Here is a 20430-nt window from a genome sequence, read left to right as displayed (position 1 = left end):
CCTTTCGGTTGGATTCTTACCCTTATTTCAGTCCGATTTGCTCTTTGGTGTAATAGTGACTGCCGACAATATCCTTTTCCACATTCGTCCGATCCACCGAGATTGGATCAAGTAAGTAAGCAGGAATGATCTTTTTACCGTTGTTATAGGATTCAGTGTCATTCACTTCCGCTTGTTTGCCCTGTAAAATGCTGTTGGCCATCACGACCGTTTGCTCAGCCAGCTTGCGAGTGTCCTTAAATACAGTTTGCGTCTGCTCCCCAGCCACAATCGACTTGATGGAAGCCAGCTCCGCATCCTGCCCTGTAATGATCGGCAGCGGCTTGTTCGCTGATCCATATCCGACCCCTTTCAGGGATGAAATGATACCGATACTGATTCCGTCATAAGGGGATAGTACCGCGTCCAGATTAGCCCCCGAATAGTACGCACTCAGCAGGTTATCCATTCGCGACTGGGCCAATGCTCCATCCCACCGCAGTGTAGCGATCTGCGCCATCGTCATCTGCTTGCTGCGCACGACCAGTTTGCCGGAATCCACGTACGGTTTAAGTACAGACATCGCGCCATTAAAGAAGAAATAAGCGTTATTGTCATCCGGTGAACCACCGAATAGCTCGATATTGAATGGGCCTTTGCCTTCCTTAAGTCCTAACTTTTTCTCAATATACGCCGCCTGTAGCACGCCCACCTTAAAGTTATCGAAGGTCGCATAATACGTCAGATACGGTGTGTTGCGAATCAGCCGGTCGTAAGAAATGACCTGAATGCCTCGGTCGTGTGCCTTCTGAATTACATCCGTCAGCGTGTTTCCGTCGACCGAAGCGATCACCATAACATTGACACCCTTGGTGATCATATTTTCGATTTGAGAGATTTGGTTTTCCACCACGTCCTCGGCGTACTGTAAATCCGTTTTATAGCCTTGCTCCTGAAACAACCGGACCATATTCTCTCCGTCCCCTACCCAACGCTCGGACGATTTGGTCGGCATGGAAATGCCCACATAGCCTTTTTCCTTGCTACCCGTTCCACTCTCCGCCAAATTACAGGCCGAAAGCATCAGGGCCAAAACCAGAAGCCATACGACAACAGCTCCTTTTTTCATATGAAGTTCCCCTTTCCTCATGTGATGCGGGTCAATTTGAAGGTAAGTGCTGATTAGAGTTGAAACGAGATAGCGCTTACATAAGTGAGGCAACGAGTACCTCTCCTTTTTTTATGTGCAAACACATGGTATCATTCCAGCCCGGGAAAGGTCTTTGCTGGTTTTGAACTTTTTTTATAAAATTTTAACCTTTGTGTGGAGGGAGGAGACGGGATTGGATTTAAGGAGAATGGAGATTGTCGGGAGAGCCGTCAAATGTTTTGAAATGAAAAAAAAGACTTAGCCTTCTTACGATTGGCAAAGTCTCAATTTGTTGAATCATTAAATCGGCTATCTAAAGAGTTCACACTTTTATTTACAATTCATCAATGAGAGGTTCGTGTGGGCAAGTAAACGCCAGCTAATCCTATTAGATAAAAAGACTATATAGCAGGCCCAGGCTCCAACGGAGTCACAGCTTGAATATTTTTGTTATACGACGGAATCACTTCTTCGATCAACTAAAATTCTTCCTTGATCTTGATCTGTCATTGCTCTGCTAAGTGTTCCAATAAATCTCCTGGCTGACAACCTAAAGCCGCACATAATTTGTCAATCACTTCTAGTGATACATATTCGTTCGTATTGAGCTTCGCCATTGTAGCAGACGAAATCCCCGTCATTTTAAGTAAGTCTTGCTTCTTAATTTCCCTATCGATCAATAATTTTTGAAAAGGTTTGTAACTAATCATCTGTTATTCCTTTCACACATGAAGTGAATTTTCTTTAATTATATGAAAGTATATTTTCTTTATCAAAAACATCTTCAATATGTATTGATCTGTATGTTCGTTATGTTAAAATTATATTCAATAAGTTAAACTTTTATTCACAAAATCAAATCCGTTGGATGGTGTTTAATTATGCATAATTCTTTAGAAGTCTTACTTGATTCACTGATTCACACTCGAATTGAATCTTTATATGGCAAGCTTATGAAACACAACTCCAGCTACAACCAGTTCTCATCCGAACGGAATCTCTATTTCAAGCAGTTACGTGAAGGAGTACCGGAAAATATACAGAAGACCCTATTTCTTTACGATGATGCTGAGCTTTCTGTTCAAGCTATTTTAGAACGTGAAATTTATTTGCAAGGTTTTAAGGACGCTCTTCACCTGCATAACGAATTACATATATCTTTAGACTGAGAGCCTTCTGGCTCTTTTTTCTTTTGATTCTGTCGTATAACGTCTTGCCCATTCACGAACTCCGTCAGGAGTTATCTGCCACGATTTTTCGGCAGATCAAGGAACGTAGTGACGCTGCGTGAATGGGATGTTATTCAGAGTCCTTGTCGTCACTGAGTTACTTACTGAACTCCTTAATTTCCTCCTTCGCAACAATTGCTTCAGCCTTATAATCTATCATTGTTCTCATGTGTTTTTTATAAGCTGAAAATGTTGAATAAATATAGTAAAAGTAAAATACTGGGATACCGATACCCAGATACATTAACAAGTCACCAAGTAATAATTCTGTTGAAAAAAGATTGATCTTACTATTAATATTGGAGTTATTATTTGTATAAAGACCTAAGATAAATATTATGATGGGTATGGGGGAGAACGTCTTTAACAGGTCTAATTTTGTTTTAGTTATTTCAACAAAAGTCCCTGACCACACTGCATACATCTCTAACTTTGCATAAGACAATTTTTCTTTTTTAGTTTCATAAATCAAGTCCATGTGTTTAGAAGAGTCAATAATTTCTTTATAATTCTTATAACATATACCAATTACAATGATCGAATAAATTAACCAAAAATAAAACGAGAACATAAATTTTGATACATCAGGAAAAAAAGTTTTTCCCAAAAATGAAACTATAATCATTAGAATAATCTTAGATATAAAGGACTTAATAGATCGTTTTAAGTGATAATTCAATTATTTGTCTCCCTTCATAAATATTTTTAATAACGTTCCTGATTCACGACCTCGGCGAATGCCTAGGGATCCGGCTACCTCTACTTCTTCGAAATCCTTCCATGCCGGACCAAGGGCGAATGCCCGTAGCGTGAATATTATGTTAAGGGTTGCTTCTGTCTTCCTGAGCTACCCTCGTTGCATTTTCTTATCGCCGGGCGCGCTTCGATTCCGAGTTGAGCATGCTATTCGGAAGATGGCAGAACTTAACTCCAACAAAAGAAATTTAAAACCCACGAAAAGCATTGATAAATCAAGGTTTTTGCGGTTTTTTCTGCTTCCCTCAAGCTCCACAAGACTTTTCGACGCGAATCCAAATGTTTGACACCACCTAATGCCCTACTTTTTTGAAACAATTAAGTTGCGCTACAGCGAATATGCGCATGAATTAGAACAATCACAACCAGTTCTTCCCTTGCCTATACCGGTCGACAGTGACGTGCAAGAAGCATATGAACGAGAAATCTGATTCCGCGTCCTTCATTTCAAAGGAGAAAAGAGTGCCCGTTATGAATCGAGCAAATCGACTGCGCGACCTGTACACATCAGCCCTAGCCGAACCCACCCAAAGCGGCGGCGCTTGGCAACGATATCTGGATTTCGCAGCTTCTATTTATAAATACTCCTTCGTTAATAGCTAACCTCCTTGAAGTTTGCATAAACGTATACTTATTTAGGTGCGATTCTTTAATAAAAAGGCCTTGAGAAAGAGATGTGAATGAAAGCTTAATAGTTATCTAAAGTAAAAATCGTACACCTGTTCCTCCACAATGATCGGAGATTTTTGAATGAAATTTTATTCATAAAGAATATGCTGTATTTTATTCTGAGTAAGAAACGGGCTTGTAAAACTGAAAACCTGCATATCATCTTTTTTATGTTCATTCTTTTTCAAAAATAGTTTTACAAAATCCAAGTCATGTGTAGAAAAGATAATCTGCTTATCCAGCTGACCTAACACATCACAAATGGAATACTGATTTACATCATCCATATTTTGAATAGGGTCATCAATTGCAATGAAGTCGAGAGCATTGATATTTTGAGCTTCATTAATCGCCAAAAAAATAGAGATGGCCAAGACGTTTAGTTGCCCAGAACTCAGTATATTTTGAGCATTACTTTCTTCAAAACCATCCTTAAAAACAACTTTAATAGACAATTTTTCATCTGCTCCGTCGAACTGAATCAGATTGTTAGTTGGAAGTGGATTCAAATACCTGTAATACTTTTGTATAGGAGAATTGCTGTCGTTCAAATAATCTTTTGTGTCCGAATCGAAGAAATCAAATAATTGCATAATATATTTCTCTAGAGAATCAGCAATCTGATCAATTTCACTTTTCTTATTATCAAGTTCCTCAATTGTTTTTTTGACTTCTTGAATTTGGTTTTGAATTTCCTGATTGTGCTTAATTGTATATTGCACTTGACTTACATCTGACAGTCTGCTTATCTTCTGTTCATTACTGGAAATCAAATCTTTATTTTTAGAAATTAAAGATTGGAGTGGAATATCGTACTGTTCCTGCTTTAGAAATGGACGTAGACGCTTTAAAATAATTTGGTTATCCTGAATATCAGAATACAGTTGTTGAATATTGCTCTCGATTTGATTCTGATACTTTACTACTCTGCCGCTCGCCCTTCTCATTCGTTCAATCGACTGCTCTACCTCATTCTCCGTTTTTATTATCTTTGAAGAAGTTGCATTTCCAAGATCCTTCAATTCATCTTTTAGTTTTTCAAGAGAGATTTTCAATTCAATGATTTTTTGCTGCAAGATAATTTCTTCTCTTGCCTTGCTTAACTCATCGTTTAAATCAGAAGCCGCAGCTTGACTCAGTTCCTCAGAAAACAAATCGTTATTTCTGTAGGTGTTGTACTCCTCATTCAAACGTTCTAATTCTAAATTCATTTTTGTGATGTTATTGTTCATTTCGTTGATTCTCTCATCCGTTTTAGCCAACTTATGGGAGATCTTGCTTCTTAATGAAATAGCTTTACTAACGTAAGAAGTATCCTCTTCTAACTTTGTTGTATATGAAAGAATGTTATGATCAATGCAAGTCTCTAAGTTTTCTTCGGGGATAGAAGAGCATACTGGGCATCTCTCCAAGTTATTTGCAGCGACATAACCTTTTATATCTTTTATGTTTGCAATAAGTTGAAGAAGTAAATTGTCCTTATTTTCTTGTATAACCAGAGATAGTTTTTCCGTCAAATTAACTAACTTTTCTTTTCTTTTTCTAAGAGTAGCTTCTATTTTTATAGAAAGTCGTCTGTTAGCAGGTAGATTTTTTTGTCGTTCTAAATTTTGCGCGATAGTAGGCTGGAAAGACAGCACAAATTCTAAGGAAGAGGCCTTCTTTCTAATAACATTAAGATTCTCCCTGACTTTATCTAAGTCCACGGAATCCATGTCATATGAAGCTAACTCTTGTTCCTTTTCTTGAATGGTTTTTCGCGTTTGATTGTACTTTTGAATATTCTCCCTTTCTTTTATATAGGAATTAGTTCTCTGGTTTATTCTCTTCAATAATTCTTTTACTTCTTCCCCTCGGGTCTTCAAATTTTCATGAATTGATTCTTTCTCGGAAATTTGATTTACAATAATTCTCACTGTTTCGAAACGCTCTAAATTTATCTCTTCGTAAAGCTCTAAAAACTTCTCGGCATTAACTTTATCAGAAAGTGCCTGCTTGTGAGATTCATTAATTTGAGTATCTATATTACTATCAAACTCTTTAAAACCAATGTCCAGTAGTTTCCTATTAAACTCAAAAATATCGACTTCCTTTTTCACCTCCTGCTTCCCCTTCATTGAATTCTCCTGTAAGGTAATTTGATTACTTATAGCCTCAGATTGCTTGATCAAAGACGTGTGTATTTTCTTCATATTATCAGACTCATTTAGTAAAGCCCTGAATCCCATAATATCTGCCAGCGCTCTGAATCGTTCAGAAGGTTCTTCCGATGTAACAAAATCCGTGACTTGGCTTTGAGATAATATAAATGTCTGTTTGATAAGTTGTCCATAGCTGCCGCGTCCAAAGCTTGTCTGATCTAAAGTTCCTTGTTTCAAGAATGTTTCAACGTCCACTTGCCCCCGATAAGATTTTCCATCACTACTATTCAAGGCAACCTGCGTATATCCATAGTCGTTTCCATGGCCATTTCCAGTGACACTGAACCAACGAGTTAATGTGTTTCCATCAAATTCAATAGAAACTGATAAAACCTCATTCTCTTGAAATTTACAACGTTTATTAAAAATGTCCCTTTTTATTTCTGCATCAGTGCCATTCATGTGCGAAATTTTACTTGTAAAGCACCACTCAATGGCATCAAAAAAAGAGCTTTTTCCAAACCCGTTATCTCCATGCAAAATAGTTATTTTTCTCGTCAGATCAAATGAAACTTCGCCACAATAGTTTCTAAAATTTTTAAGAGTTATTTTGTCTATTTTCATAGCGTAGCTCCACCATTTTCAATATTTTATTCATCAACTCATCCAACTGATCTGCAGTCAATTTATTCTGTTTCCCATCGCTTTCTTGTAGAAAAAGAATGATTTCTTGTAGGTACTCACTTTCCCCCTCCAGAGTTACATCGTTTTTAATTGGTTTATTTATGACTCTATATTTGTCCAAAAAGGGGATTCGATCTAAGTCTAACTCACTGCATATGGCGTATTTACGCAGTGAATTAGTATCACGTTCAATCTTGTAGTTTGTTTCAAAATCAATTTCATTACCTATGCAGAGTAACAAATAAGTATTCCAGATATTTTCTCTACTTTCCATTAAAATAGATCTTATTTCATTGGAGAATGATTTTATCAAGTTTATTTCTTCGTTATAATGCAGCTTTTTTAACACCATATTATTTACAGAAGACTTATAAAATGAGGCACCTAATCCCCTAATTTCTTCTATGTCGTATACTTCAAAACCATTTTCGAGTAGCCTGTTATGAGTAGCGTTAAAAATATCCATCAGTTCACCTCGTTGCAATACTTATCCCAAATTTCTTGCATTTTATCTCGAAAACAATCTTGTTCGTCTAAAACTTCCAAAAAGTCATCCCTAATTTCTTTCCCTGGAATGATGTCAACCAGATACGTTACTTTATTAAGTGGCTGCTCATTTTCAAATCCTTTTAGCTGAATCTCCGAGAAGCTTTTAATTTCATGACGAACGGTTTCCGTAAATCTCCTGTCTGTATAATTTTGAAACACAATTCTTAGTGACTTATCCAACAGGTAAAGATGATCATTCGTGTCAGATTGTTGTATGATTGATTCAAGTTTCTGTAGGCCTGTTTCTAAATTGCTTCTTGATTCCAAGCTTAAAAATGAAAATAAAAGATTAGAAACCGTGCATTTCTTAGTTAATAAGCTATTCGAATCAGTGAATTCCAAAACGGAGTCCTTAACAATCATCATGATGAATACAATATTGAAAAAATCGTATAGTTTTTGCTCCCTATTTACCTCTTTTAAGTTGGCATAAGCTGAGCTTTTAATAGTACCGTCAACATATCGCTCAATTAGAGTTCGAATGTTACCTCCGTTTTCAACCCATTTTTCAAGATATTCTCGATAGGTGTATAATTTGTCCTTGAATGTAGATGCATGAACACAGGACCCAATATCGCTGACTATAGAATCAATAATTCTTGAAACGGCAGACATATTACCATGCTTCTCAGAAGTCTGCTCAACTGAGTTCAGGCATCTTGCTCTAATTTCGCCCAAAATTTCTTCTAATTTATCCCTCGTTATAAGCAATCTTTCTGCACTATCTCTATATGTACACCTTGTACATAAATCACCAATTAATGTATTCAGATCCTTGGGATGAACCCTGACTCTGTCCCCAACATCTTGGAATAACCACTCGCTGAGCCTCATACACAAATGATCCTCAAATACCTCTAAATTCTGTAGTCCCGTACCAGTATGCAAATAAAATCTCCTTAAAAGCTCTTTAGGTTTTTCTCCGCATTTGATTTCGTAGTCATAACTCTCTCCATTTTTATTACATACAGAATCACTAACTTTTAAAAGCAAATGATCGGCATCTGCAATCTCCATATCGTAATTAGAGTTTCCAGTATATACATCAAAATCATAATCTCTAGTTTTTATAAAATGATAACTCGAATATAACTGGAATTGAGTGGTATACCCATCTTTTTGTTGGAGTAATTCTGCCTTGGATAATAATTTGTCAATCCAACTGTTATTTTTTCTGTCTGTTCTTCCCGCTAATGGTGATCGAAGATACAAACCAGATGCAGGACTAGTTGTCGCTTCCATTTTTACATTCTCACTAGTCTTCACTTGAATGAACCTTACCGTTTTGTCTTTTCCAACAACTATGTCATCAAGATGCTCTATAAAAATATAATCCCACTTGCCTTTAAGCATGTCTATCATATACTCAATTGCAACTAAGAATTGATAATAAAATCCCGAAATTGCAACAATTCCTCCCGTTTCTTCTGGAATAACCTTTGCAATTAACTCAGCGATCTCATTGCTATTTTTACCTATTACGTTCTCTTGCAAAAATGTTACGCTCTCAGCGATTTTGTCTTCTTGGTTTTCAATATAGTGCGTAATGATTTGCTCTAACTTTTCCATAGTGAATTAGACCCCTTAATGTCATTATGTTCTTTATCGTAGTTATATCGTCAATCTTATTAAATCGTTAGTAATTCTTAATTTCTAAGTAAGGAGTCGTAGCTTGAATATTATGTTATTGGAAGTTCGTCATCTGTGACTAGGCTATCACTTCATTTTTTTTATTTATCATCCTTTTTTTCATTCCCTTTTTAATATTTCTGCTAAAAACAAACTCCATAAATCTTCTAACATATTCATAAATTGATATTATATTTTCGTAAGTCATTCGGATATTTCTATCAATAACAAATACATCTAATTCTTCTTGATAGATTCGTTTTTTATCTTCCCTACCCACCATTCCATAACGATGAATTAAGTCATTCCTTAAATCACTAATTACAGTCATCTTACCCCATAGAAAATTCGATTTAATTGTTTCAACTTCGGCGACTGTCTCTAGGTACTTTACACTTCGTCTAATTCCTTTGTCTTTATCAGAAATAAACTCAGAAAATTCACTTGATAATTTTGATATTCTTTAAATTCTTTTGCTTCCATGAATAATCATCCTTTATAGAATTTTTTCAACGGTTACATCTAACGTTCCTGTATTCACGACCTCGGCCAGAAGCGAGGTGTCCGGCTCCTGCCGAACCCAGGGCGTATGCCCGCAGCGTGAATATTTTTATGCGTAGTTCTTTTTTAGTACCTTATCTTCATTTCAAAATCTCTATAAACACCTTTGAACTTTAATAGAATTTGTTTTCTTATTTTATCCATTGTTTCAATTGCAACAGGAGAAATGAAATGAACGCCACAACTTTGATCGTTACATCCACAAACCTTAATTTCATTTTTACGAATAAGCTCTTCGTATAGATATCTTAATTCAATGAGGTCATCGACGATTTGAGATAATGTTTCTCTCACTCCTTTATCTTTTAAACTTGCCCTAGAGCTTATTTCTTTAATAACACTTCCATCCCTGAGTCTATATACTCCAGTATTTAACACTTCAATCGTTCCTTCAATAGCCTTAATAAAATTAGGGAGGTTACTTTCTTGATAAAAAGGGGTTGAAAATGCTGGCCTATCAAAACAACGAGATATTTCTTCTAGCATTTCCAGATCATTTTTCACCTCTATATTTCTACTGCCGAACTCATGCCGTAATGTTTTCAGTATGGTCAAAAAGTGATCGTAGTCCGTTCGGTATATTTCTTCTATTTTTTTCATTAGCATTCTGTCAGTTATCACGTCACTTGAAAAATCAAAATTTTTGTATACATTTTTGTATCTATAATGTCCTTTCTTTACAGACTCAAAATTTAAAATTAGAAATTTAACACCATTTGTATACGATTGATCCAGTTCATTCTTTACAAAGTCAATTAATGTCTCTTTGATTTTTTTACCATCAATCCTGGAAGTAACTTGGATAGCAAGTTTATTTTCGTGATCTATTAAATCAACAGCACAAGCATTAGTGATTTCATTGTTGGCATTAATTAATTTGTATCCATAAAGTTCATTTAATATAGTTACACATAAATTTTCTGAAATTTTATTAATGTCATAGTATCCAATTGCATTATTTAATCTTATCTCGCTTATCCAACGTGTTAGATAAGTAATGCATTCATATACTTCATCTTGATTTCTCATCATTTCACCTCTGAAAAAGAATTACCCATAACGTTCACTATATTCTCGACACCTGGCGAAGGCCAGATGTGTCCGGCTGCTTCTACTTCCCCGAAAACCTTCTGCCGGACCGAGGGCGTACGCCCAATGCATGAATACTATGTTATGCGTAGTGACTACCCTTTCCGAATCTTCTAAGGTCTAACTTCAAACTTATTTTAGCTATAAAAAAGTAAATCAGAATGAAAAGGTTATAAAAGTTCAAGTCAATTTATAATTCGTTATTCAAAAGTTAAAATTATACATTTCACTCATACATCCCTTGTTGCATGTAATAGAGAGCTTTGTTAATACAATATTCTGCTCGTTCTCTATGTAGTTACTTCTTCTCAATTCGGACTTCCTTAATTGTCATACATATTATTTATGTTTGCTTGGCTTCCAAAATCCAAACAAAAAGCGAAGGTTCAAAATAATGTTTATAACATACATATAGTAGTATCTGAGAGCGAATCCTAAATGTAAACGATCATTGTGCCAATTAAACTTTGTTTCCACCTTCGCTCTAACTTTTAATGGTCCCACTATACACACTGAAAACTCCGGTTTTCTTATATATATGTTCTCAATCTCAACTTCTGAAATTGGAACTATAACTTTGTAACTTACTAATTCTAACCACTGAACATGATTACGGAAGAATGACATTAGTCTCGATTCTGTGTCGTTGTTTTTCTGAGACAGATGAAACCAAGTTTTTTCGTTCTCTTTTGATGCAAAAACCAAAAATTCACCTTCTTGCTGTGGCTTTTCCTTGCAATATCGAATAAGGTTTCTTACCTGCTTTTTATCAAGCCACTTTTGAGAAGGATGAGGCATCAACCCTTCACAAATTATGCTTATAAGAGTGTCAAAAATTAGTAAACCAAAAAAAGAAAGTAAGATTAAGAAGATATCCCCTTCCCATTTATAAGCATAACCAAAAAAATAATGATGCATTGTAACAAAGAAAAAAGAAAGAAAAAACGGAAACAATAAGGCACACAGAACTCTAAGCTTCATTCTCCACATTATGATAAATCTCCATTTAAAATTCAATTTAGATATAATTTTTTAATTACAGTAATTACGCATAACGTTCCTGTATTCATGAACCCCGAAGGGGTTGTCTGCTGAAATACCTCTCCGAAATCCAACTTACAGACCAAGGCTCCAAAGGAGCCGCAGCTTGAATATTATGTTATCCGATGCCACTTTTCTTTGAATAGTTGAACTATATATTCTCTTTGATAGCTTGTTTAACTATTTCTTTCAGCACCTTGTAACAATCTTTCATTTCATTGATAGCTTTTGTGATTTCACTATCTTCTTGTGTGTGGCCGACTTGATTCCTTAACCAAGTAAATCTAGTTTCAAGCCTCTTACTTCTCTTGCGAGTACCGTCTTTTTGTTCAATTAGCTTTGTTGATCGTTGTTTTAATTTTTTTTCATCTTTCTTTGCTTTCACAATAAATTTATCAACTTCCGACTGATAATCAGTCTTAAGAACTAGCATTAAAAGACTATACAAAAACATAAATTTCCCTAAATTATCATCGTGATTAATCGCTTGACGATACAGATCATAATAAACGTGATTTGTCTTTTCAGATTTAGTCAAAGATTTTATTTCATCTAACTGGGTAAGGTTAAATTTAAACGGAACAGTAAGTACCATTGAATGATCACTAAAACCACTCTTATATTCAGCAAAATTATGTAAAGTTTGCTCTATTCCATGAACCTGGATTCCACTAGTAAATATTATTCCTTTTATGATTTGGTCAATCTTTTTTTCTGCAATTCTCTTAGCAAGCTCAAATTCAATATCGTTCGTAAAATCGATTTTGATAATAACTATTCCCTTGTTTTCTTTATTATCGAAAGTTATAGATATGTGCTCAATTTCATTTTTTCGTGTCGAGAAATCTATCTCTAATACTTCTTTAGATATAGGTAAATTCGAATATCCTGTGTATTCAATAAACTTTTTCATTCTTCATCTCCTCGGCTTTAAGTGGTTTCGGATAACGTCTTATTTACGAACTTCGTGAAAACAAGGAATATAATAAGTTAAATGAATCATCATATTTGAAATAGTCCTTTTGAATCATGTTTATATTGTATCATCAAATGGAAGAATATTACGACTGCTAACTATAGTTAAAAACAAAAAAATCCCTGCCTTCACAACAGAAGACTTTTTGAAAAATTGATTCACACGGGCATCCCATCAATGACATGTACGTAAGAATCATCAAACGTTAACTATACATAATATATAAGAAAATAGGTTTATTCCATGTGTACCACTTGTCATTATGCTTCATCAACATCAATTAAAAACACCCGCTCCTGAAGGCCACCTCGCGCCTTGGCTTTGTCTGCCCGCAGCTTGTCCAGTTCTGCTGCATTGGCTCCATGTACTTCTGCCAGCGCTCGGATGACTTCCAGCATATCCGCCAGCTCTTCCAGTGCATCCTGATCTTTTTCCGCTTCAAAATATTCCTCAGCCTCTTCACGAAGCTTCGTTCGCAGTTCCTGCTTATATTCCTCAGGGTCCAAAATGCGTGTCCGACATTCCTTGCCCTGAGACATAATAATATGCGGAATCCGATCCCGCACCAGCTTGTTGTATGTAGGCATATGAAATAACACCCTTTCTGATGTGGAGGCATTAGCCTGTATCCAACATCTTCCTTTTCATTATTATATCATTGGCTCAAAAAGAATCGGGTATTATTGATAAAAGATCTAACGACTCATTAAATGGATTTTCTTTATAAATAGATGGATACCGCTTAGACGGATCAGCTACGATTCGCTGTGACAGAGACTCTAGAATAGAGTCCGTTTTATAAAGCAACTTGTCTACTTCCCCCAGCTTCATCGGCTCTTTAGTTACATCATCTTCTCCCGAAACCAGATAATGTACCGTACCGAAAAACAACACCATATCTAAATTGGGCTCAGCCTCTGTGTGAATTAAAGGGAACAGGTCAGTGACGGATAAACGAATATACGATGGAATGATTTGGTTTCGATGAACATAAATGGCCTTAGCCATAGAAAACAGCGCACGATCACAAAGAATGAGGCAGTTGTGAAACTGTTTATGGTCGCGCATCATTTGTGCAAGCTTGATCTGGTATTCGGCAAGTTTTTGAAAATCCATCATGCAATTGAATATGTAGGTGTCGCTGTACTTAGGCAGTTTGAACTCGGAAACACTATGTAGTTGGGGACTTAAGGAGTAATGTTTCAAGGGGAATCAACTCCTGAATTAAAATTTCATAAACGAGATTTTGCAAAAATCCCATAAGCGACTTCCAATGAACAAGATATAGATCGAAATGGTTTAGTTCGTCTATATCTTGCACTTCGGAGCGACTGGAATCGAATTTTGCAAAATCCTGAAACAATGTGAGCAACGTAGCACAATTATGTAACCATCAAGATGTATAATTTTCTAGCTATCGGACAAGCTTCATAATAAATATTACTATATAGTAGTTTTTAATTCAATTTACTTACTAACACTTATTAATTAGATGTAACTCTTTCTCTACACTTCTAACTAGAGGATTTTGCAAAATCCAATAAGCGACTTCCAATAAATAATATATAGGTCGAGATGATCTCGTTCGTCTATATATTACATTTCGGAGCGATTGGAATCGAATTTTGTGAAATTCTTACTATAGAGAGGTGTAATCATGTCAGAACTTTTAGAATTAGTCGGTACGCGTATTCGAGATATTCGAAAGTCTAAAGGGCTTTCCCAGGAAGCTTTAGCCGAAAAAGCAGGATTCAATTCGAGTTATATTGGTTTCATTGAGCGTGCGGAGAGAAATATATCTTTGAAAAATCTGGAGAAAATAGCGAAGGCATTGAACGTGGGCGTCTATCAGTTGCTTACATATGTAAAGGAAAATGATGAGCTTACCGAAGAAGATTCGAGTATAAAAACCATTTTGACTCTCCTAAGAACTCGTGAATCCAAAGATACTGAGCTGGCACTAAAGATTCTTACGGACATCTTTATGAGAATCGATGAACGATGAAGCAGAAAAAAGGAACTGCGCTTTGCAGTTCCTCACCATCTCTATTCCTTACGATAACGCCAGCATCGCTTTCATATCTTCCTCTGCAGTCGTAATGAGCTTCAAGCCAAACATCTCCACCAGTACATCCAGCACGCCAGAAGAAATGAACTCAGGCGGCTTCGGCCCAATGCGAATATCCTGAATGCCCAGGCTGAACAAGCCTAGCAGGATGGCAACCGCTTTTTGCTCAAACCAGGACAGCACGATGCTGACAGGCAGCTCGTTCACTGTACAGCCGAAAGCATCTGCTAATGCCAGAGCGATTTTCACAGTAGAACCCGAATTGTTGCATTGTCCCAAATCAATATAACGCGGAATGCCGGTATCTCCAACGGTGCCGTAGTCCACGTCATTAAAGCGGAATTTACCACAAGACGTGGTCAGAATAACTGTATCGTTCGGCAAGGATGTCGCCAGCTCGCGGTAATAGTTGCCGCCTTTGCCCGGTGCATCGCAGCCTGCAATGACGAAGAAACGGCGGATATGCCCGTCTTTAACCGCCTGAATAATCTCAGGAGCCAGCCCGATAACCGTTTCGTGATGATATCCTGTCGTAAGCACCTGCTCCGAATCTACATCTGCGGCTGGCAGGGCTAATGCACGCTCGATCAATGGTGAAAAGTCGTCGTCCATGATCTTGGCTACTCCCTCCAGCCCGGCTACTTCATAAGAGAAGAAGCGGTCTGCATACGTGCCTTTAATCGGCATAACACAATTCGTCGTGGCGAGAATCGCACCCGGGAACTCCTCGAACAGTCTACGCTGATCGTACCAGGCCTTACCGATATTCCCTTTGAGATGTGCATATTTCTTCAATGCCGGATAACCGTGGGCAGGCAGCATTTCTGAGTGGGTGTAGATGTTGATACCTTTACCCTCCGTCTGCCGCAACAATTCCTCCAGCGCATACAAATTATGTCCAGTCACGACGATACATTGGCCTTCGATTTTATTCTGACTGACGGTAATCGGCTGCGGAATACCAAAACGATCCGTATGCGCACGATCCAGCACATCCATGATCCGTACAGCCGCATTTCCGACCTTCATCGCCATTTCCAAATGCTCTTGTACATTAAAGTTAGAATTGGTTAAGGTCATATATAACGCTTCGTGCGTGATCCGATCCACCTCAGGATCGCTATATCCCAACTGACGAGCATGTGTCGCATAGGCAGCGATCCCTTTTAATGCAAAAATCATCGTATCCTGCAAGCTCGCTACCGTCTCATCCTTCCCGCACACCCCAACTACTTTACACCCGCCACTCGGCGTCTGTTCACACTGATAACAAAACATATCGTTTTCCTCCAAATATTGATAGATATTTGTTCGTTATCCCCAGCGTAACAAACCCCTGAATGCGTAGGTGTGATTACACACACATTTTTTCTTACAGTTTATTATTAGACAGTGTCGGACTCATCCCTCATTTCAATTCTTCCTACTCCACCGTGTTTTCTTGAATTCCCCCGCCTTTACGGTACTGCACAGGAGACACGCCCATAGTCTTTTTAAAAGCGGTGCTAAAATAGTGCTGACTGTCGTAACCCGTACGTTCTGCTATATCATAGATAGACAACGTCGTGGAATCCAACAGCTGCACTGCTTTACGGATACGGGCACGGGTGACGAGGGTTACGAAGCTGTCGTTGAGCTCCTTTTTGAGCACGCGGCTGAGATATACGGCGGATACTTGTAACCGCGAAGCAAGGGCTTCCAGCGTTAATTCCCGATCGGCGTAACCTTCCTGAATGAGCTGCCGGGCCCGACGTACGATAGGAGACAGCTGCGATTCGCCATACACTCGATCCCGACTCACCCGATACGCGTCAATTGCACCTTCTAGTCCACCCGTGTTGGACTCCACATGCGTATGAACCGCTATATTCAGGTAGCGTCCAATCACCTGTTCCATGGAAGCGCCTATCGTCTCGGGTGCCTCCTGCCACAGGCATATGCCGATCAGCCCGTTCGCATCGCGGAACAACACATGCGGTCGGTCCTCCAGCAATTCGCCAATAATATTTTCAGCGGCAAAAAGAAACAACTGGCGGTCATTCTCACGCATAATCGTCTGCCGTGCCTCTGCCGCAGGCCACCGTACGACACCGATCTGAGCAGGCGGCCGCGATGGAAGGCGTAAAAACGCCAACTGCTCCATGACGTCTTTGCCCGTGTGTTGCCCTTCCAGCCATTCCAAACAAAACCGCTGGCGCAGCAGTGGAATATTTCGTTCAATCTGTCCGGCGGCTTGTTCTACATAGGCGGCACGCTTGTGCTCTTCGTCCATTCGCTGACGAAGCCGCAACAGTGCAGCATGAAGCTGATCTGCATTTACCGGCTTCAAAATATAATCCTCTACGCCAAGTCGGACAGCCTCCTGCGCATAAGCAAATTCATCATGCCCGGAAATGATCAGACAGCGGCATTCTGGACGCTCTTCCCGCAGCCGCCGAATCAGTTCAATCCCGTCCATGAACGGCATATTCATATCGACCAGCACGATATCGATATGAAGCTGACCCACCAGCTCCAGCGCTTCTTCTCCGTCCTCCGCCTCTGCTGCCACCTCCATGCCCAGTGCCGCCCAATCTATGCAATCTCGTATCCCCTCACGAATGATCGGCTCATCATCTGCGATCAATACTTGGTAACGTTTTGCCGTTCCTATGGTCACTTCTGTTATGGCCTGGTCAATCAGACTCGCCGTTGTCGAGTTGTGTGTGGCCTTTGATTTCGTCATCCTGACCCTCTCCTTTTTCATAAGGCTTCTTCAGTTCCGCCATATCCAGCAGCAACGGATGAGTGATCGTCACGCAGGTACCTGTCCCTTCTTTGCTCTCCAGTACAATTCCATATTCCTCGCCAAAAGACAACCGGATACGCGCTTGTACATTCAGCATGCCATAGCTTCTGCCCTGGGTACTAACTCCCTTTTGCTTCTGCTTTACTTCCATCGCCTCCAGGGGGATTTCCAGCCATTCACGCAATTCACGCAGACGGTCCGCCGTCATCCCTGCGCCATCGTCACGTACCGTCAGCAGCAGCTTGTCGCCCTCAGCTTTAGCTTCTATCCAAATCGTGCCTGGACCACGTCTGGCCTTGATGCCGTGATAAATCGCGTTTTCCACTACAGGCTGAAGCATTAACTTCAACACGAACAGATCCTTTAGCTCGTCAGGTAGATTCAATTCCCAGCGAAGTCGGTCACGATAGCGGGTTTGCTGGATTTGCATATAGCTAGATATATGCTCCATCTCGGAGCGCAGTGGAATAAAGTCATCCCCCTTGCTGAGCCCGAGACGGAACAATCTCGATAGCGCTCCCACCATATCGGACACGTCGTCTGCTCCATTTTTTCGGGCCATCCAATGAATCGTATCTAGCGTATTGTATAGAAAATGGGGCTTAATATGCTCCTGAAGGCTGCGCAGCTCGGCATCCCGTTTTTGCCGTTCCCTCAGTTCGCTAAGTGACATGAGACGGCGAATTTGCTCCAGCATTCGGTTAAAGCTCCGCCCCAGCATTCCAACTTCATCCCCACGGTCACTCCATTGGCGAACTGTAAGATCCCCTGTCTCTGCCGTCCGCATATAGGACATCAGCCGAAAAATTGGCTGCGCAATGGAGCTCGACAATCGCAAGGATGCCGTTAAGCCAAATAGACATACAATGAAAACAAAACAGATGACATAGAACTGAATTTGCCGCACTTCCAGTGTAGATTCGCGTGCCGGGAATACCCCCACTGTTCTCCAGCCCGTGAATTCGGAAGCCCTGAACATGAACAGCAATTCCCTGCCCCCAGCTTCACGGGTAAACATCCCGCTGTCACCTGCCCCGAACCATTGCGGCGGAATGCGCTCAATCAAAGGCATATCCGGCCTATACACGCTGCGTCCCTCAGCATCTGTCACCATTAAATACCCGCTTTTGCCCAAGGTTACGTCCCTGGCGGCCTGCGACACAGCCCGCAGCTTGAGGTCAATCATAATCGCGCCTAGCACGCGTCCGGTTTCCGGATCTGTAACCGAACGAACGACGGAGACAATTTCACTGTCCTTGTACCGGACATGAGTGGTCACATTACGGTGGCTCGGCTGTCCTAGCACAGTGAATATGCCTGCATGCTGCGCCGCCTGTTGGTACCAGCCTTCTTCCGTCAGGCTACGCGTGCTTCGAGCGTACATTTCGTTGCTGATATAGTCGCCTTTTTCGTTCACGATCAGAATCCCTGCAATCTCAGGATATAACGTGGTATAGCCCTGCAAAAATTGCTTCATTTTATACAGCGTATCCTGCTCCTGTACAGAACTTAATGCCTGCTTGGAAGTGAAGGCCTGATTTTGCACCGAGTTCTGTGCCCGCTCCCCCTGGTTTTCCGGCGTTACGATACTCGCATGACCCGCGTGGCCGTCAGCCAGCGTCTTCCCTTTCCAGAACTCCCCGATATCAGGGTTAAAAGCAATCAGATACGTCATGTTTTGCAAATTTTCCATTTTGGTATCCAGCGCTTCGTTCACCTTGCCAATCAACTGCATCGTATGATCTTCCACCTGCCGCTCAATAATCCGTTCCACCGTCCAATTGACCAGTAGACCTAATCCCAGCGAAGGCACAATGCCAAACAACAGGAACAGCAGCATGAGCTGATAACGTAAAGGCATATTGCGCAAGCGTAACCGCGGCATCGTTTGGCGCACCCCTAATTGGATACGCTCCCAAAATTTATTTCGCATAATAATCATCTACATTCGCCCGGGTGACTACGGAAATCCCAGTATCTACCCGCACAGGCAGCGGAGTGTTGTCTCCAGTGGAAGAAGGTGCAGGAATCGTCAAATGATGATGCAGATGGAACAAATATTGAAGCGACCAATAACCCATATTCCATGTTCCCTGGGCAATCGTTGCCGAGATTGTCCCACCACGAATCATATCCAGTGTCGCTTTATTCGTATCAAAAGAAATGATTTTCAGCGGATGGCTGTTTTTTTGGCTCAGTACCGCTTCACCCACACCTGTTCCTCCCGTTGCATCGGTCACAAAAATGCCCGCCAGTTTCGGATAAGCTTTCATCAGCCTTTGCGACTCATCCCGGGAGACCATCGCGTCTGCGCGGCCATCTGCGACTTCCACCACCTTCATCGCAGGATACTGCCGTTGAATGGTATCGCGAAAGCCACGCGAGCGTTCCTCATGATTTTGCTGTCCAGGCAGCGTCAGAACAGCGACCTGACCTTCTCGTCCCAACAGCTCTGCCATTTTATCCGCAGCGGTCACGCCCGCCTTATAATTATCCGTGCCCAAAAAGGAATACGCCCGGCTCCCCGGCGCTTCGGCATCAAACAGCACCACAGGAATGCCCGCATCCAGCGCCTTATTAATCACCGGAATCAGGGAGTGAGGATCAATCGCTGATATGGCAATCCCTGCGGGTTTACGAGCAATTGCTTGCTCAATAACAGTTGTCTGCTCCTGCGCATCATAACGGGTAGCTCCCCGATACTCCACAGTCACCCCCAAAGCATCACCCGCATCCTCGAAGCCCTTGAGCCCGCTTTTCCAATACTCCAAACCGGACTGGAACGTAATCATTATATAGGTCTCTCCGATACTGCCTCGTAGCCCCTTATCCTCCCAAGTGCCATTCAACGGGCCAGATTGTTCATACCTGAACACATAGAGAGCAAAGGCCGCAATCAACAGCATATATACCAGCAGCGTTTTTTTCATCCTTCCTCTCCTCTTCCTGTGTGTATCCTTAAGTTATAAATTCACTTTAATTTATTCTGGTTTTACTTAGATTGTAAACGCAATCATATTAAATTGGAACTACTTCACTCTTCTTACTTTCAGGTGGCGTTAATCCTGCACTAATGTTTCTACGTTACAATACCTACAATTGTGCTAGGAAAAACATGTGC

At 40.2% G+C, this 20430-nt stretch carries 19 protein-coding genes; 3 read left to right on the top strand and 16 right to left on the bottom strand.

Annotated elements, in window-relative coordinates:
- Positions 1-22: 22 nt before the first annotated feature.
- Together chvE and ACUYLD_RS00605 are read right to left on the bottom strand one after the other, a co-directional pair.
- Complete coding sequence (gene chvE / locus ACUYLD_RS00610) at positions 23-1108, bottom strand: multiple monosaccharide ABC transporter substrate-binding protein (protein ID WP_053324803.1); 1086 nt, start codon at positions 1106-1108, stop codon at positions 23-25.
- Between the two features lie 527 nt (positions 1109-1635).
- Positions 1636-1839, bottom strand: a complete 204-nt coding sequence (locus tag ACUYLD_RS00605; RefSeq protein WP_446674222.1) for a helix-turn-helix domain-containing protein — start codon at positions 1837-1839, stop codon at positions 1636-1638.
- Between the two features lie 171 nt (positions 1840-2010).
- On the opposite strand from ACUYLD_RS00605, the gene ACUYLD_RS00600 reads away from it, so the two are divergent.
- Positions 2011-2298, top strand: coding sequence for a hypothetical protein (locus ACUYLD_RS00600; RefSeq protein WP_446674221.1), 288 nt, complete (start codon positions 2011-2013; stop codon positions 2296-2298).
- 157 nt (positions 2299-2455) lie between these two features.
- On the opposite strand, the gene ACUYLD_RS00595 is transcribed toward ACUYLD_RS00600, so the two are convergent.
- The gene (locus ACUYLD_RS00595; RefSeq protein ID WP_446674220.1) at positions 2456-3037 is read right to left on the bottom strand and encodes a hypothetical protein; all 582 of its coding nucleotides are present in this window, start codon (positions 3035-3037) and stop codon (positions 2456-2458) included.
- Between the two features lie 548 nt (positions 3038-3585).
- On the opposite strand from ACUYLD_RS00595, the gene ACUYLD_RS00590 reads away from it, so the two are divergent.
- Positions 3586-3717, top strand: coding sequence for a hypothetical protein (locus tag ACUYLD_RS00590; RefSeq protein WP_446674219.1), 132 nt, complete (start codon positions 3586-3588; stop codon positions 3715-3717).
- 155 nt (positions 3718-3872) lie between these two features.
- Here the strand turns inward: ACUYLD_RS00590 and ACUYLD_RS00585 are convergent, their stop codons facing one another.
- The 9 genes from ACUYLD_RS00585 to ACUYLD_RS00545 all read right to left on the bottom strand — a co-directional run bounded on the left by ACUYLD_RS00585 (position 3873) and on the right by ACUYLD_RS00545 (position 13659).
- Positions 3873-6548, bottom strand: a complete 2676-nt coding sequence (locus ACUYLD_RS00585; protein WP_446674218.1) for an AAA family ATPase — start codon at positions 6546-6548, stop codon at positions 3873-3875.
- Positions 6523-7074: an ABC-three component system middle component 1 gene (locus tag ACUYLD_RS00580; RefSeq protein WP_446674217.1), complete on the bottom strand. Its 552-nt coding sequence runs from the start codon at positions 7072-7074 to the stop codon at positions 6523-6525. The genes ACUYLD_RS00585 and ACUYLD_RS00580 overlap by 26 nt, the downstream gene beginning before the upstream one ends.
- Positions 7074-8726 carry a dsDNA nuclease domain-containing protein gene (locus ACUYLD_RS00575; RefSeq protein ID WP_446674216.1) on the bottom strand — a complete coding sequence of 551 codons (1653 nt, stop codon included), beginning with the start codon at positions 8724-8726 and terminating at the stop codon, positions 7074-7076. Before ACUYLD_RS00575 ends, ACUYLD_RS00580 begins: the two co-directional genes overlap by 1 nt.
- Positions 8727-8865: 139 nt before the next feature.
- Positions 8866-9117, bottom strand: a complete 252-nt coding sequence (locus ACUYLD_RS00570) for a hypothetical protein (protein WP_446674215.1) — start codon at positions 9115-9117, stop codon at positions 8866-8868.
- Between the two features lie 296 nt (positions 9118-9413).
- On the bottom strand, positions 9414-10379 hold the full coding sequence (locus tag ACUYLD_RS00565) for an SMEK domain-containing protein (RefSeq protein ID WP_446674214.1): 966 nt from the start codon (positions 10377-10379) through the stop codon (positions 9414-9416).
- 396 nt (positions 10380-10775) lie between these two features.
- Positions 10776-11426, bottom strand: a complete 651-nt coding sequence (locus ACUYLD_RS00560; protein WP_446674213.1) for a hypothetical protein — start codon at positions 11424-11426, stop codon at positions 10776-10778.
- Positions 11427-11628: 202 nt separating this feature from the next.
- Positions 11629-12390 carry a hypothetical protein gene (locus ACUYLD_RS00555; protein WP_446674212.1) on the bottom strand — a complete coding sequence of 254 codons (762 nt, stop codon included), beginning with the start codon at positions 12388-12390 and terminating at the stop codon, positions 11629-11631.
- A 323-nt stretch (positions 12391-12713) separates the two neighbouring features.
- Entirely contained in the window at positions 12714-13040 is a 327-nt protein-coding gene (locus ACUYLD_RS00550) for a nucleoside triphosphate pyrophosphohydrolase (RefSeq protein WP_446674211.1), read from the bottom strand.
- A gap of 76 nt (positions 13041-13116) precedes the next feature.
- Positions 13117-13659, bottom strand: coding sequence for a hypothetical protein (locus ACUYLD_RS00545; protein WP_446674210.1), 543 nt, complete (start codon positions 13657-13659; stop codon positions 13117-13119).
- 451 nt (positions 13660-14110) lie between these two features.
- Between ACUYLD_RS00545 and ACUYLD_RS00540 the strand changes: the two genes are divergently transcribed.
- On the top strand, positions 14111-14458 hold the full coding sequence (locus ACUYLD_RS00540) for a helix-turn-helix domain-containing protein (protein ID WP_446674209.1): 348 nt from the start codon (positions 14111-14113) through the stop codon (positions 14456-14458).
- A 48-nt stretch (positions 14459-14506) separates the two neighbouring features.
- On the opposite strand, the gene hcp is transcribed toward ACUYLD_RS00540, so the two are convergent.
- The 4 genes from hcp to ACUYLD_RS00520 all read right to left on the bottom strand — a co-directional run bounded on the left by hcp (position 14507) and on the right by ACUYLD_RS00520 (position 20239).
- Positions 14507-15799 carry a hydroxylamine reductase gene (gene hcp / locus ACUYLD_RS00535; protein WP_061831199.1) on the bottom strand — a complete coding sequence of 431 codons (1293 nt, stop codon included), beginning with the start codon at positions 15797-15799 and terminating at the stop codon, positions 14507-14509.
- Positions 15800-15944: 145 nt separating this feature from the next.
- Complete coding sequence (locus ACUYLD_RS00530) at positions 15945-17246, bottom strand: response regulator (RefSeq protein WP_446674208.1); 1302 nt, start codon at positions 17244-17246, stop codon at positions 15945-15947.
- Complete coding sequence (locus ACUYLD_RS00525; RefSeq protein ID WP_446674207.1) at positions 17197-19251, bottom strand: cache domain-containing sensor histidine kinase; 2055 nt, start codon at positions 19249-19251, stop codon at positions 17197-17199. Before ACUYLD_RS00525 ends, ACUYLD_RS00530 begins: the two co-directional genes overlap by 50 nt.
- Positions 19232-20239, bottom strand: a complete 1008-nt coding sequence (locus ACUYLD_RS00520) for a substrate-binding domain-containing protein (RefSeq protein WP_069291277.1) — start codon at positions 20237-20239, stop codon at positions 19232-19234. Before ACUYLD_RS00520 ends, ACUYLD_RS00525 begins: the two co-directional genes overlap by 20 nt.
- Positions 20240-20430: the final 191 nt, after the last annotated feature.

This window comes from Paenibacillus sp. SER-28, from assembly GCF_052906305.1.
Note: the sequence above shows the minus strand (reverse complement) of the source record. Positions and strands in the feature narration are given on the sequence as shown.

What these genes read in the sequence shown, in the direction of transcription:
- chvE (WP_053324803.1), bottom strand. Translation starts at nt 1,108, where the DNA reads ATGAAAAAAGGAGCTGTTGTCGTATGGCTTCTGGTTTTGGCCCTGATG.
- ACUYLD_RS00605 (WP_446674222.1), bottom strand. Translation starts at nt 1,839, where the DNA reads ATGATTAGTTACAAACCTTTTCAAAAATTATTGATCGATAGGGAAATT.
- ACUYLD_RS00600 (WP_446674221.1), top strand. Translation starts at nt 2,011, where the DNA reads ATGCATAATTCTTTAGAAGTCTTACTTGATTCACTGATTCACACTCGA.
- ACUYLD_RS00590 (WP_446674219.1), top strand. Translation starts at nt 3,586, where the DNA reads ATGAATCGAGCAAATCGACTGCGCGACCTGTACACATCAGCCCTAGCC.
- ACUYLD_RS00585 (WP_446674218.1), bottom strand. Translation starts at nt 6,548, where the DNA reads ATGAAAATAGACAAAATAACTCTTAAAAATTTTAGAAACTATTGTGGC.
- ACUYLD_RS00580 (WP_446674217.1), bottom strand. Translation starts at nt 7,074, where the DNA reads ATGGATATTTTTAACGCTACTCATAACAGGCTACTCGAAAATGGTTTT.
- ACUYLD_RS00575 (WP_446674216.1), bottom strand. Translation starts at nt 8,726, where the DNA reads ATGGAAAAGTTAGAGCAAATCATTACGCACTATATTGAAAACCAAGAA.
- ACUYLD_RS00570 (WP_446674215.1), bottom strand. Translation starts at nt 9,117, where the DNA reads ATGACTGTAATTAGTGATTTAAGGAATGACTTAATTCATCGTTATGGA.
- ACUYLD_RS00565 (WP_446674214.1), bottom strand. Translation starts at nt 10,379, where the DNA reads ATGATGAGAAATCAAGATGAAGTATATGAATGCATTACTTATCTAACA.
- ACUYLD_RS00560 (WP_446674213.1), bottom strand. Translation starts at nt 11,426, where the DNA reads ATGTGGAGAATGAAGCTTAGAGTTCTGTGTGCCTTATTGTTTCCGTTT.
- ACUYLD_RS00555 (WP_446674212.1), bottom strand. Translation starts at nt 12,390, where the DNA reads ATGAAAAAGTTTATTGAATACACAGGATATTCGAATTTACCTATATCT.
- ACUYLD_RS00550 (WP_446674211.1), bottom strand. Translation starts at nt 13,040, where the DNA reads ATGCCTACATACAACAAGCTGGTGCGGGATCGGATTCCGCATATTATT.
- ACUYLD_RS00540 (WP_446674209.1), top strand. Translation starts at nt 14,111, where the DNA reads ATGTCAGAACTTTTAGAATTAGTCGGTACGCGTATTCGAGATATTCGA.
- hcp (WP_061831199.1), bottom strand. Translation starts at nt 15,799, where the DNA reads ATGTTTTGTTATCAGTGTGAACAGACGCCGAGTGGCGGGTGTAAAGTA.
- ACUYLD_RS00530 (WP_446674208.1), bottom strand. Translation starts at nt 17,246, where the DNA reads ATGACGAAATCAAAGGCCACACACAACTCGACAACGGCGAGTCTGATT.
- ACUYLD_RS00525 (WP_446674207.1), bottom strand. Translation starts at nt 19,251, where the DNA reads ATGATTATTATGCGAAATAAATTTTGGGAGCGTATCCAATTAGGGGTG.
- ACUYLD_RS00520 (WP_069291277.1), bottom strand. Translation starts at nt 20,239, where the DNA reads ATGAAAAAAACGCTGCTGGTATATATGCTGTTGATTGCGGCCTTTGCT.